10 protein-coding genes are annotated in these 13,104 nt (G+C 67.3%); 3 read left to right on the top strand and 7 right to left on the bottom strand.

Annotated elements, in window-relative coordinates; all coding sequences use genetic code 11:
• Positions 1-156: 156 nt before the first annotated feature.
• Together ACGFZW_RS01515 and ACGFZW_RS01510 are read right to left on the bottom strand one after the other, a co-directional pair.
• A complete protein-coding gene (locus ACGFZW_RS01515; protein WP_393890938.1) occupies positions 157-1,233 on the bottom strand; it encodes a hypothetical protein in 1,077 nt (358 codons plus the stop codon).
• Positions 1,234-2,014: 781 nt separating this feature from the next.
• Positions 2,015-3,118: a glycosyltransferase family 4 protein gene (locus ACGFZW_RS01510; protein ID WP_393890937.1), complete on the bottom strand. Its 1,104-nt coding sequence runs from the start codon at positions 3,116-3,118 to the stop codon at positions 2,015-2,017.
• A 929-nt stretch (positions 3,119-4,047) separates the two neighbouring features.
• Here ACGFZW_RS01510 and ACGFZW_RS01505 point away from each other — a divergent pair.
• Positions 4,048-5,364: an MFS transporter gene (locus ACGFZW_RS01505; RefSeq protein ID WP_393890936.1), complete on the top strand. Its 1,317-nt coding sequence runs from the start codon at positions 4,048-4,050 to the stop codon at positions 5,362-5,364.
• A 72-nt stretch (positions 5,365-5,436) separates the two neighbouring features.
• On the opposite strand, the gene ACGFZW_RS01500 is transcribed toward ACGFZW_RS01505, so the two are convergent.
• Positions 5,437-5,892, bottom strand: a complete 456-nt coding sequence (locus ACGFZW_RS01500; protein WP_393890935.1) for a nuclear transport factor 2 family protein — start codon at positions 5,890-5,892, stop codon at positions 5,437-5,439.
• A gap of 362 nt (positions 5,893-6,254) precedes the next feature.
• Positions 6,255-6,797: a 2'-5' RNA ligase family protein gene (locus tag ACGFZW_RS01495; protein ID WP_393890934.1), complete on the bottom strand. Its 543-nt coding sequence runs from the start codon at positions 6,795-6,797 to the stop codon at positions 6,255-6,257.
• A 406-nt stretch (positions 6,798-7,203) separates the two neighbouring features.
• Here ACGFZW_RS01495 and ACGFZW_RS01490 point away from each other — a divergent pair, with 406 nt between their 5' ends.
• A complete protein-coding gene (locus ACGFZW_RS01490; RefSeq protein WP_393890933.1) occupies positions 7,204-8,130 on the top strand; it encodes a phytoene/squalene synthase family protein in 927 nt (308 codons plus the stop codon).
• A gap of 424 nt (positions 8,131-8,554) precedes the next feature.
• Here ACGFZW_RS01490 and ACGFZW_RS01485 read toward each other — a convergent pair whose 3' ends face one another.
• The 3 genes from ACGFZW_RS01485 to ACGFZW_RS01475 all read right to left on the bottom strand — a co-directional run bounded on the left by ACGFZW_RS01485 (position 8,555) and on the right by ACGFZW_RS01475 (position 11,233).
• On the bottom strand, positions 8,555-8,932 hold the full coding sequence (locus tag ACGFZW_RS01485) for a DUF6193 family natural product biosynthesis protein (RefSeq protein ID WP_393890932.1): 378 nt from the start codon (positions 8,930-8,932) through the stop codon (positions 8,555-8,557).
• 158 nt (positions 8,933-9,090) lie between these two features.
• Positions 9,091-9,855, bottom strand: coding sequence for an NAD(P)-binding domain-containing protein (locus ACGFZW_RS01480; protein ID WP_393890931.1), 765 nt, complete (start codon positions 9,853-9,855; stop codon positions 9,091-9,093).
• 148 nt (positions 9,856-10,003) lie between these two features.
• Positions 10,004-11,233, bottom strand: coding sequence for a serine hydrolase domain-containing protein (locus ACGFZW_RS01475; protein ID WP_393890930.1), 1,230 nt, complete (start codon positions 11,231-11,233; stop codon positions 10,004-10,006).
• A gap of 374 nt (positions 11,234-11,607) precedes the next feature.
• Between ACGFZW_RS01475 and ACGFZW_RS01470 the strand changes: the two genes are divergently transcribed.
• Entirely contained in the window at positions 11,608-12,333 is a 726-nt protein-coding gene (locus ACGFZW_RS01470; protein WP_393890929.1) for a helix-turn-helix domain-containing protein, read from the top strand.
• Positions 12,334-13,104 lie beyond the last annotated feature (771 nt).

Below are 13,104 nucleotides of genomic sequence, written 5' to 3'. Positions count from 1 at the left end.
TTCACGCGCCGCTCAATGCAGATAAGCCGTCCGACCTGCGGGCCGGGACAAGGACGCGGTCCGACACGGATGCGGCCTTCTGGGGTACCGCGAGAGGGCTCCTCGTCGACAACGAACAGGAGCGGTCCTCGGCGCAATCCGTCCCCCGCCATTTGGTCAGATGACGTTGATGGTGGTTGATGGTGAGGTGCGGTCGCCGACGGTGAACTGGAGGCTGGTGGGGCCGACGGGGGTGTTGTCCGAGGCGCTGACGCAGACCCACATGACTGACTGTGATCCGCTCTGGGGGGTTGCCAGGTCGACGTCGGAGAAGGTGAGGGTCCGGCCGTCGTCGGACAGGGTCCCGGCGTAGACCGTGGTGCTTCCGCCTACGGGCCAGACGGTCAGTTGGTGGTCGGCATTGGCCTGTGTACCGAAGCGCATGGCGGCATCGGCTGGGAGGGCGGCGGTGACCGTTTGCAGAGGGATGGTCTCCGTGCCGTCGTTCCGCACTTCCACGCCCGGGTACACGGGCGATCCGTGCCGCTCGGCGGTCACCGGCGCGCCGCCGGGGGACACGCTGTAGCCGGGCCCCACGACGACGGTTGTGGAGGGGGAGGTCTTCCCTCCGACGGTGAAGGTGAGATTGGTGGCGCCGAGGGGGGCGTCGTGACCGGCGCTCACGCCGACCCACATGGTCGTCGTCCCGGGCAGTTTCAGATCCACGTTGGAGAAGATGAGCGACGTGCCGTCCTCGGACAGGGTTCCGGTGTACGGGGTGGCCTCCCCGCCTGCGTTCTGGACGGTCAGCTGGTGGTCGGCGAGTGTGGAGGTGCCGAAGAGCAGGCCGCGGTCAGTGGGCAGGGCGACTGTCACTGTCACTGGTTCGAACGCCATGTCGGCTGCGACGCGTACTCCTGGGTAGCCGGCGGGTCCGCCTCGTGTCAGTTCCACGTCGGGCGGTCCGCCGGGGATAGCCGTGAACTCGGTCCACTGCAGGACCACTTGGCCTCGGTTGCCCGCGTCGCCGACGGGGGACTTGTACAGGGGGTCGTCCTTGCCGCCGGCTTTGGTGCCATCGCCTGGCAGGGTGCGTCCCGCGGTGACTCCGGGGCCGTCCACGCAGCTGCTGCCACCACCCCCACCGCTGTAAAAGGCGCCGTTGTAGCCGAAGGCGATACCGCCTCCGCCGCCTGCGTAGCCGGCGCCTCCACCCGTGTAGGCGCCGTAGCCTGCGCCCCCGCCTCCGCCCATTCCCGGGATCGGCAGCTGGCCCCCAGCGCCGCCCCCCACGTGGGCGCCGCCGTTCTCACCGGTATTGCCGCCACGCCCCCCATAGCCGTTGCCTTTGGAAGTGGCCCCGGCGGCGCCGCCCGTGGAGCCCGATGCTCCACGCGCGGGTGTCCCTGTCCACCCGCCGCCGGTTGACTGCGCTTGTGCGTCAGAGCCGCTGATACCGCCGCCCGCGCCACCGCGCGCCTCGGGGTAGTTCCCCACCAAGCATCCTCCGCCACCTCCGGCGATCAGGAGGGTTTGTCCCAGTCGTTGGCTGTACAGGCCGCTCATTCCGCCGCCACCGGACGTGCCTCCTCCCAAGTCGACGACGACCCGCAGTGTCTCCCCCGGCACTACTGCGATGTCCGCGGTGGCGAAGCCGCCTCCGCCCCCGGCGCTGGCCCCGTGCCCTCCGCCACCCCAGCAGCGGGCATTGATGGTGGTGACACCCGGGGGGACGGTGAGGTTTTGGACGCTGCCGGTGTAGTCGAAGCGTTGGATGTGGGTGTAGGGAGCGAGGGGTGCGCTGTCGCCTGGCTCAATGGCCGCACGGGGCTCGATCGCACTGGCGGGTTGAGGGGAGGCGAGAATCTTTTCTTGGCTCATGGTTTTCTCCTTGCTTCCTTTCCTTGCATATGGACAGAGGTCCAGCCTTTGGCTTTTTTTGCAGACAGACTCGAATCGGTTGTGGAGGAGTCTGCAGGAAGGTGGGAGTGGGTCTCTGTGAGTGAGCCGGCTCGTGAACGACCATGTAATGCCGTTAGGGGGCGGGGTGTTCTCGATTCGGGTTCGCGAGGCCGCCCCCGGTGCTGCGGCGTAGCTCACTGGCGTCGACGAGTGCACCGATTGCGCGCTTGCGGATGCCGCTGCGTGGGCTGGTTTTCCATAGAGATTCGACGGCGTCGCACCAGATGTCGAGGTCGGGAGCCGCACTGAGTTCGATGGAGCGGGCCTTGGCCCGACGGGAGGCACGGGCCCAATTGGTCGGGTCGCGCAGGGAGGTGAGCGCGTGGTTCCAGGCGTTGAGGTCGTCGCGGTAGGCGAAGATGCCGGCCTCTCCCAGGGACTCGACGAGTCCGGGGGTGGGGTGGGCGATCACGGGGATGCCCGAGGCGAATGCCTCCACTGCCACTCGTCCCCAGGACTCGTACAGGCTGGGCATGAGCATCACGCGCGCCCGGCTGTAGACGTGGTCGCGCATTTGCTGTCCGGGAACTCCGTTGACGACTTCACAGTTGGGTAGCCGTGGCGGTGGCATGATTTGCTGCCCGTAGGCGCCGCGGACTCCGAGGAAATTCCATTCCGGTGTCCAGGCGGCGATCTGCCAGAACAGCTCGCCACCCTTATCGGAGTTGAGGTTGACGAGCGTCGCTGCCTCGCCGGGCTCGGTGCGGTATTCCTCCGCGATGACCGGCGGGCGGACGACGATGCTGTGCCGGGGGAGGAATTCTCGTGGGTAGCGGGCGTAGAAGATCTCGCCGTCCCGTCTGATCCATTCGCTGTTGTAGACGACGAGATCGGCGCCGGCCGCGTTGTGGAAGCTGGTGGCGAAGTTGTCGTGGCAGATGACGGCCAGGGGCGTTCGCCGGTCTCGCGCGAGCCCCGCCAGCAGGGGAACGTTCTCGAAGTGGGACAGCAGTACGTCCGCGTTCTGGGCGTGGGCGGCGAAGTCCATGCCTTCTTGGTAGGGGATGACCTGCACCCCGTCGATCTCGTAGCTCTTCTCGGTCCTTCCGGGGTGTGACAGCCAGACCTCGACCCGGTGGCCACGCTCTGCCAGGGGGCGGAGCATCGAGTGCAGCATCCACTCTGAGCCGGCGTTGTGGTCCGGCGGATACCCGTACACCCGGGCAACGAGGGACATGCGCCGCTGTGTGGGTGTCGCGGCCAGTCTGTAAGGGCGGAATGCCGCCGTGTCCAATTGAGGAACTCCTTTTGGATAGGGCGCAGGGCGATATGACGACGTCGTGGGAGCAGTCGGAGCGTTTGCCTTCGCGTGGCCCTGCCTGCCTGCGCGGGGGTGGGCGCGAGCCGGCTACGTGTCGGTTGCGGTGAGCGAGCCGACGGCGAGGATCGTCCTGTGGGCATGCACGGTGAACCTTGAGCTCGCTGTTCACGCAGCGAACTCCCGTGCTCCAAGGGGCGGTTGATGCCCCATGTAAGAGAGGGACGCCTGAGCTACGTGAGGAGATCACGCCCAAAGTCCTACCCGACGTAGTCACCAAAACCCTTAAAGTGACAGGCGTATGAGGTGTACGCGGCTCACGGAAGCGCACCCCGGGACGCGGCTACCGAGGCGCACTCCCGGCGCACCGCCCCGGCGCGGCTACATACCGAAAATACGCACCTCGGCCGCGTAGGTTTTCGTGCTCTGTCGTTGAAGCCGACATGCCGGCCGAGGCATGGCAGTTGCTCGCGTGGTGGTGCCTGCATGCCGCGCTCACCTAAGGACAGGCACCTGGTCACTCGGCAAGAAATGCCACCTCTGCACCGCCCTCGCGGATGGAGGTGTCGCCCCAACTCACGGCGTTGAGACGTCACTTCGTACTGCGTCGGAGTGGGCGGGCTCATGATCAGCTCACGCCGCCGGGAGGTGAGCGTCGGCAGACTCCCACTTGTTCACGCCAGTGAGGACGGCAGTGGCCCGACGGATCCCGGTCTGCTACGTTGACCCGCATGTTCCCCTTCTGTGCATAGGAGCCTGTGCTGACTGCGCCCATCGGGCGCGGCCCTCGTCGCCCATGCACATGTGCGCGCCATCAGCTCGGCGCTCTCTCTCCGGGGAACATCATCATGTCTTCGTCTTCCACGGACCCGTCGTATGCGGCTGTGCTTCGCACCCGCTACGCCGCCCGTACATTCGGTGCGGCCCTGTTGGGCCGACTCTCATACGGAATGGTCTCTCTCTCGCTGGTACTGGCGGTCAAAGAGGCCACCAACTCCTACGCCGTAGCCGGCACTGTCATGGCCTTGTTCGGGCTCACCAGCGTCTTTCTCTCGCCGGCCCGCGCCGGGCTGATCGACCGATACGGGCCGCGCCGCGCTCTGCTCCCCATGGCCACGGTCTACGCACTGTTGCTGACCGGACTGGCCTTCGCGGCCTCTTGGTCAGGCTCGTCAGGAGTCCTTCTCGGGGTCTTGGCAATGAGCGCCGGCGCCAGCACACCGCCGCTCGGACCGGTGATGCGGGCACTGTGGAGCGACCTGGTTCCTGACACACGGCTGCTGCAACGTGCGTACAGCCTGGACTCGGTTGCCGAGGAGCTCCTCTTTGTCACAGGTCCGCTGCTGGTGGGCCTGCTGGTACGAGTGACGGTTCCATCGGTCGGTCTTGCAGTGAGCGCCGCACTCGTGTTGACCGGCTCACTTGCCCTGACCTCCTCTCCCGCGGTCCGCCGCGAGGGTGATCAGAAGAAGGTCTCCGCCGCGGCGCCGGCGCCGTCCCCAGGGCTCGTCCACGCCGTGAAACCCGCGTCGCCGCGCCGACGGCCGCTGCAAGGACGCCCCGGACTGGGTCAGGCAATCGCCGTCTCGGCCGGAGTGGGCATGTGCTTGGGAGCGTTCGACCTGCTTGTGATCGCTTTCGCCGACGAACGTCACGACCCTGAGGCGGTGGCCTGGGTCTTGGCGGCACTGTCCGCGGGCAGCGCCATTGGGGGCCTGATCTACGGTGCCGTCCCATGGCGTGCCTCAGCCAGGCTGCGACTGTCATGCCTTGCCGCAGTATTGGGGCTGACCCTGGCTACGACGGGGCTTTCCCCCCATCCGTATGCGCTCATCGCCTGGGCAGCGCTCGGCGGGCTGTTCGTCGCCCCAGCCCTCACCACCGCCTACCTGATTGCCGATGAGGCCGCCGGTCCGGCCGCCCGCATCCAAGCGGGCGCATGGGTCAACACCGCTTTCAATGCCGGTTCTTCGGGGGCAACAGCTGCTACCGGGCTACTGGTGGGCCGCCTCCCGTTGCCTCTGTGCTTCGCACTTGCAGCGGCCCCGGCAGTGCTGTCCGCTGCGACAGCACTGAACCGGTCCCGTCGACCTGCCGCAGTCACCATCGCCCTGCCTGAGAGGGAAAGGACACCGGACGCAGGGCAGGCAACCCTCAACGGATGAGTCCTCCGAGAACCGGGGCAAGGGCTCAATTCAGGGGCACGGGGCCCCTCCGGGACCCGTCCGCCCGTGCCCTCAAGGGGTGCATGCCTCAGCGATGGACAGGCTGTTCTCGTAGAGGTGGTGTCGTGTGACCCGGCCGTCTTCGACGGTGAGGTGCAGAGCGAACGGGCCCTCGAAGGATTTTCCGGTCGCACGTACGGTCCCCGACACGTGCCCCATCAGTACGGCGTCGGTACCGTCGACGAGAAAGGTGTCGACGGTGGCGCGTGCGTTCTCGGGCACCGTGTACTTCATCAAGTCCGTGAATTGGGCAGCGCATTCGGCGGCGGTGGACCGTGGGCGGATCCATGGGACGGCGACGTTCTCGGCGAGCAGCCAGTCGACCTCGTCGGCGAAGAGCTCGACGAGCCGTCCGGTGTCCCCGGCGACCCGGGCGGTAAGGAATTCCTGGACGACGGCCCGGGTCGCCTCGGCGACGGAAGACGCGGTGACGGCTGAACTCGCCGTGGCGGGGGACTGGACGGGCATGGCGCTCTCCTCGCGGCTGCGGCCGGGTCCCGGCGGGGCCCGTCGATGTGCTCGACCTTGCCGGGAAAGGGGAGCGCCGTCGATTACCCCGGGAGTAATGACCCCCGGCCGCAATTTTGCGGCTGGTGGCCGAGCGGGAAGTTCGGGGCAGTCGTGTCCGACCCCAGGCCCTCCCGGCCATGCCGGCTGGCCCCCTGGAGGAACATCGTGCAGCTCGGCGATGCTTGGCCGACTCTGGAACGGCCGACCTGGCGCCTCGACACCCGGGCCGCCGTGTCGAAGCCGCCTGGCTCGCGTCTCGGTGCTGGCTCGCGACTGCAGGTCGCCCCGCTACGGCGGAGCAGCCACGCCCTACGAGCCGGTCATTCGCGGAGTGCGAACGAGGCCCGCTCTTGCCACTGCACGCCGTCGTGCACCATGAGTTCCACTGACGAGACACGGGTCATGAAGGGAAGTTTGCTGAGAAGGTCGGCCTCCATCGCGTCCAGGACAGCATCATCCGCCGGACCGTCAGCGATGGTCAGGTGAGGTACGACGTCGGTGAACTTGCCGCCGTATGGAGGAGCTTCGGGCCATCGATCAGCGATTGCCTCGGTCAGCCGCCGCAACTGCGTGTCCGGCTCAGGAACGAGATAGAGCACATCCGGAAACCGCCGACAGCTCTCGAACCGCAGGTCAAAGGAACGATGTTGGCCGAGAACCGCGGCGAGAGCCGAGCAGACGGGCGAACCTATTCGGCTCTCGTCGAGGAAGGGGAAAAGTACGGTGACATGTGCCGGAACCCCTGCTCGGGCTGACGGATCGAACCGTTCACGCCATGCTCGGACGGCCGCCTCAGCGTCTGGAACCTTGACGATGAGTCCCGTCCGGCCTGCCTGAACCCCACTCGTGCTGTCGTCTGTCATGACACAGATGCTGCCACCTCCGCGGAGGACGACAGTGCTGATTGTGCGCCGGTGATCAGGGCCGTTCTGCGATACAACGTTCGCGAGGCGAAGCGGGCGGGGCCGGACCAGGTATGGCGTCATCTCCCGAGAACATCCGACGGTCGACGAGCACCAAGCGCCGTCGGAACTCAAGTTCTGGCGCTCTCGGTTGAGATGAACGAAGTCACAAGTCGTCGGCGAGACAACCGTGTTGCAGGACTTCTGCTCCAGGGCGTAGCAGCAACAACCACCGGTCGGGCGGCCCAGGCCCGGCGGGGGCTGCGGCCCCGTGACAGGGCCCCTGCCACGCGGATGTGATGATGATGTCGACCTCGACACGCGCACAGACCGCGGCGCGGCCCCCGAGACAACGAAGGCACAGTCAGTGAGTACGTGGAACAGAGTTCTTGATGCCGCGGAAATCCGCTCCCCGCACCTGCGCAGCGACTTCACCCGGCAGCGCAACCTGGTCCGGCGGTACAAACCGCAGCACTATGTCGCGACCCGCCTGCTGCTTCCCAGGGCCCTGATTCCGCACGTCGTCGTCGCGACGGCATTCATGCACCACACGGACAACCTTCTCGACTCCGGGCCCCGCAGAGCGCGCTCGGGCGCCTTCGACCGCTGGAATGATGAAGTCCGTGAGGCCTTGGGTACGCGGCACAGCACCCACCCTCTGATCCGGCCTCTGCTGCACGCCGTCGCCACACACCCCTGCCTCGCAACCCATGTCGAGGAATTCCTCGACGGTGCTCGCACCGACCTCAACTTCACAGGCTTCGCCACAGAGGCCGCCTTCCAGCACTACATCGACCAGTACTCGCTCCCTGCGTTCATGGTCATCGCCAACCTCCTGGCCCCGACAGCAGACCCCGACGGCTACCGCAGTGCATGCCGCCGCTACATCGATGGCAGCCAGCGACTCGACTTCGTCAACGACTTGAGTGAAGACCTCCGCGACGGGCGACTCGCCATCCCGCTGGATGCGATGGAGCGCCACGGAGTGACCCGGACGGACCTGGAGCATGCGCGGGACACCGCACAGGTGCGCGCTCTGCTGCAGGACCTCCTCGGCGAAGCCCGCCGTACCCTCGCCTCCAGCCGAACCATTACGCAGCTCGTCCCGCCCGCACACCGCCCCCTGGTCAGAACCTTGATCGCCGTGGAAGAACGAACTGCTGACGCGGCAATAGGCAAGGGCGCAGCCCTGCTCTCCGCCCCCGCTCGCCCACCCGTACCCACCATGATCGCCCTGCTCCTCGGCGAATACCGACATGCCTGGAGCCTCCGTCGAGCGGCCAAAGCAACCTGAGATCGGGTTCGACAACGGCTTGGCCGGGACCAGTCCTGTGATGCAGGGGCCCCGCCCTTAAAGGGCTCACGCCGCCGAGTTGGTCACCGAGCCGGCAGGCTGGAGCAGAGCAGCAGCAACCGCCACCTTGTGGACGCTGCGGAGGCCGACTCGCTGCTGCGCGTGGCCGCCGAGGACCCTTCAGAGGACGGCACGTCGTGGTACGACGTGAACGATCCGGAGAGGGTGTCGCGGATGCTGAATCCCCGAAGGGGCCAGCGGCCGTCGAGGAGGCGTACGGCGGCAGGCTGAGTGGGGACCCCTCAGGCAGGACTTCGCCCGACGCCCGGGCCCAGGTGCGACAGTGGTGCGCGGGCCACGGCATCCCTGCCGCCTGTACTGCCCGGCTCCTGCCGCTTGAGCTCTGTAGGAGCATCCGCCCCAACTAGTCAGACTGTTCCTTTTCGGCCAGCTCCTCTGGTGTGCCGACGAAGGCGCGACCGCAGCCTGGCGGGAGCCGTTCGACCACCATGGCGATGGCGGCCTCCGCGGTCTGTGCGGGGCCCACGCTCTGGGACCGTGAGGGCCCGCCGACGAGGAAGCCGCCGCCCATGATCGGGGCGATGAACGGGACGTCCCAGGTCCAGCGCAGCTCTGTACACCGGCTGAAGTGCAACTCGCCCATGCCGACCCAGGGGAACAGCTGCCGTAGTCGGGGCTCGGCGTAGGCGGCGCGTAGCAGCCGGCCGTCCACTCGATGGGTGGTCAGCAGCTTCTGCCATGCGGTTTCGATGACGTCTTCCTTGCACGCTTCCTCCGTCATGCCCCGCATTCTGCTTGACACCGAAAGATTTAGGCCAGCTCGCGGTGATAACTCTTGGCTGCGTTCCGGGGACGCTCAGCTCCGAGGCGAGCGACGGTGGCTGCTGCGGAGCCATCGCCAGGCGGGTAATCGCGGGCATTTGCCGCGACCACCCCGGGCTACTTCAGATGGTCGAGAAGGTCATCGAGGGCCTTGTTGAGGGCTTCGGAGTTGGCCGGGCCGAACCATGTGGTGCGGATGCGTTCGTTGTTTCCGTTGGGGGTCTCGTGGTCGGCGGCGAGCTGGTGCAGGGAGCGGGTCTCGTCGCTCAGGGCGCGACCCACCCCTTGGAAGAGGCCGCGAACGTAGCTGTCCGCGTCGTCGGGGGCGATGCCGTGGCCGATGGCCCACGACGTCAGGGTGGCGAGGTACCAGTAATGGGTGGTCAGCGTCCCCGTCAGTGCGGAGAAGACGTTGAAGGCCGTCTCGTCCGCGACCGGGAGCACGCCGCCCAAGCGTTCGAAGAGGGAATCCACTACCGGGTGCGATGGGTATGTCACCGTGACGGAGCGCCGTTCGCGTATGGCGGGCAGGGGGATGGCTCGTACCAGCGGGGCGTCGGTACCGAGTGTCCGGCGCAGGTCGTCGTTGCCTACGCCGGCCATCACGTTGACCACGATCTTGTCGTCGCTCACCCTCAAGCCGGCGAGTGCCTCCTGCCGGTCTTGGCGGCGTACGGCGATGAACACCACCTCGGAGCGGTCCACCACCTCCTGATTGTCGACGCACACCATCGCGCCCTCGTAGCGTGCGGAAAGCTCCGCAGCCGTGCGGGCTCCCCGAGGCGAGAGGAACACCTCTGGCGACTCGTCGCCCCCGTCGAACAGTCCCGTCACGAGGGCCCGGCCGATCTCGCCCACTCCGATGACGCCGATGCGCTTCACTGTGTCTTCCTCCGTGGTGCGTGGTGGTCGTGACCCGTGGTGGTCCGATTCTGTGATGTGGAGCCCGGGTGGGTCGAGTGCTTGTCGAGGGCCCGGCTTGCCCTCCTGGTTCGGCCTCCAGGGGCGTAGTGGGCGGGCGGATTGGGTGTCAGTCGTCGATCGCCTGATAGAGCGTGGTCCAGAAGTCATGGATGAGCCTCGCCGGATCCGGAATGGACAACCCGACCTGGGTGAGCAGGATTCCGGTGAGCTGGTTGGCCGGGTCGGCGTACGTAGTGGTGCCGGTTCCGCCGTCCCAGCCGAACTGGCCGAGGGGTGCGTAGTCGCCGCGGTAGGTGCGCACCGCCATCCCGAAGCCCCAGCCGCCTTGCTGCCCCTGGCCGAAGGACACGTGGACGGAGTTGCGGGCCAGGGCTGATCGGGCGGTCTCCTGCTCGGGCGTGAGGCGGTTGGTGGTCATCAGCTCAACAGCGGGGCGGGACAGGATGCGTTCGGTTCCGTGCGTCCCGTGGTTCAGCAGCATCCGGAAGTAGGCGTGGTAGTCGTCGACGGTGGAGACCAGCCCGCCGCCGCCTGCTTGGAACGCCGGAGGGGCGCTGTACTGTCCGCCCACCGCCTCGTCCCACACGGTGAACTCCCCGGTCTGCGGGTTGGGTGCGTAGCTGGGCGGCAGCCTGTCGATCTTGTCGGCGGGCACGTGGAATCCGGTGTCCTTCATCCCCAGCGGATCGAGGATGCGCTCGCGCAGGAAGGTCTCGAACGTCCGGCCCGTGACCCTCGCGACGAGCACGCCGAGCACGTCGTGGCTGAGGTGGTAGTGCCAGTGCTCTCCGGGCTGGCGCATCAGCGGCAGCGTGCCCAGACGGCGCATCCACTCGTCCGGCTCGGGCAGCGGCTGCGCGCCCTGGCTGAAGACGCCCCGCTCGAAGATGGCGTTCATGATCGGAGAGCCCATCGCCGTCAGATCTATGCCGAGCCCGAACGTGGAGGTCAGCAGGTCCCGTACGGTGATCGGCCGTCGTGCGGGAACGGTCTCCTCCAGCGGACCGTCGATCCGCTGCAGCACCTGACGGTCGGCGAGTTCGGGCAGCCACTGCTCCACCGGGTCGTCCAGTCTCAGTCTGCACTCGTCGAGCAGGGCCATCACCGGCGCCATCGCGACCGGCTTGGACGTGGACGCCATCCGGAAGATCGTGTCCCGGCGCATCGGCGCGCCACCGTCATGGCGCATCGTCCCGATCGCCTCGACGTGCGTCTCATCACCCCTGCTGACCAGGGCGACGAGCCCGGGGATCTTGCCGGACTCGACATGCCGTGCCAGCACGTCGCGCACTCGGTGCAGCCCCGCCTCGGAGAAGCCGCCGTTGTTCTGTCCCATCATGAATCTCCTTGCGTGCAGCGTTCGATCCGCGCGACCCGTCCCGGCGTGGCGCTCATGGTCTCGGTGAGCTGGAGCTTGCTCATGGGACCCCCTCATTGCGTTTGCCACTGGCACTCGCAAGTGTTCGGGAATCACTGAACGACTGGGACGCTACATTGCGTTCATTGTTTCGTCAACGAGCAATTAGGCGTCTACTGTGAGCTGTTGATGGGTACTTGTAGGCTCAAATTGCAATGACCTTGGCGCCGAATGCAATGGGCGATCAAGACTCACATTGCAATGGGCTTCGTGTGAATGCAGAATGCGGACTGCGCAGTGCGGCGTGCGGACGCCGAGCCCCGCGCATGTCGACAGATGGGAGACGAGCACCGATGCCCGGAGGCAGACTCACCAATGAGGACCGTCAGCACATCGCCGCGGGGCTGAACGAGGGACTCGGATACACAGAGATCGGCCAGCGCATCGGGCGTCCCGCATCGACCATCATGCGGGAGGTCGCCCGCAACGGTGGACCGGACGGCTACCGGGCGGACCGGGCGCAAGAGGCCACACGGCAGCGTGCGCGCCGGCACAAGCAGGCTCAGCCTCCGGCGCTCCCCGTCCTTGACAGTGGCCATGGGCGGGACCCCAAAGTGGTCCATGAGTTCACCGAGTCCTTCACCGCTCTCCTCGAACAGCAGGGGCTGCCCCGGATGATGGCCAGAGTGCTGGCCTGCTTGTTGATCACCGACTCAGGCACCCTCACGGCTGCCGATCTCGTCCAGCGGCTTCGCATCAGCCCTGCGTCCGTCTCGCACGCCGTCACCTTCCTCGAACAGCAGGGAATGCTCAGGCGGGAGCGGTCGCCCGGCGGGCGCCGCGAACGCTATGTCATCGACGATGAGATCTGGCTCCGGTCCACCCTTGCGGCTCTGCAGATGAACGACGCCCTGGTGGCCGCATCGCGCCAAGCAACCGAGATTCTCGGGGCCGCAACCCCGGCCGGCGCCCGCTTCGAGTCCTCCGCCGAATTCCTTGACCTCGTGAGCGAGTCCCTCCGGGGCGTGATGGAGCAGTGGCGGCAGAGTTTGGCCGCCCGGAGCGCCGGGGGGCGGTAGAGAGCTCTCCCAGCGATCGGTGCGGGGCCGGGGAGGTGTGCGAAAGCATCGGGCCTCTCGGCGTTCCGGGCCATGACGGGCCTTCAAGTCCCTTCGCCGACCGACGCGGACCTCCTCGCGAAGCGGCCGCTGGAGATGCTGCGCTGCAGTGCCTGACCTGCCGGCCGGCCCGATCGCGTACGGCCCCGCCCTGCGGGCCCGCCCGTGCCTGGCGGCGCTGTGCCCGGGCCGCCTTGGATCCGTCTTGGCGACGGCTGTTCCGGGACAGTCGTATCCACATGGAACGGGAGAACGCTGCAGGGCCCAACTGCAGTGCATCGCCGAGACGGTAAGGGCAGCTTTGCTCGTGCCGAGATGCTTCACCGCGTCATCGGTAGCGCGCTCTGATATCTGATGCCCAAGCACGGCGCCCCGCACCGGGATGGGGGCGGAGCGCCGCGTAGCTCAGTCAACCGGTGTCACATGCGGCTCTGGAACCAGGCCACGGCCAGGGCGATGAGCCCGCTTCCCGCGGCGTACAGGGCGCCGCGTACCGGCTCCTGCCACATCGGGCGGGGGCGCGAGCGCTGTCCACGGGGGTGGCGCAGTCGCTGCTGACGGCGGGTGCGGCGCTTGCCGGTGCCGTCCACGGGCAGGGTGGTACCGTCGTTTTCCATGGGTGTGCCTCCAGAAATCGGGTCTGAGCGACCTGATGGATGGGTGGTGCGTCGCGTGGAGAGCCCCCTCGAACCAGTTGCCGTAGGAAGCCTGGGGCGAGGTAACGGGCTCTCT

The organism is Streptomyces sp. NPDC048248, from assembly GCF_043201875.1.
Taxonomy (GTDB): domain Bacteria; phylum Actinomycetota; class Actinomycetes; order Streptomycetales; family Streptomycetaceae; genus Streptomyces.
The sequence above is the reverse complement of the archived record's forward strand: the minus strand, read 5'-3'. Positions and strand labels throughout refer to the sequence as shown.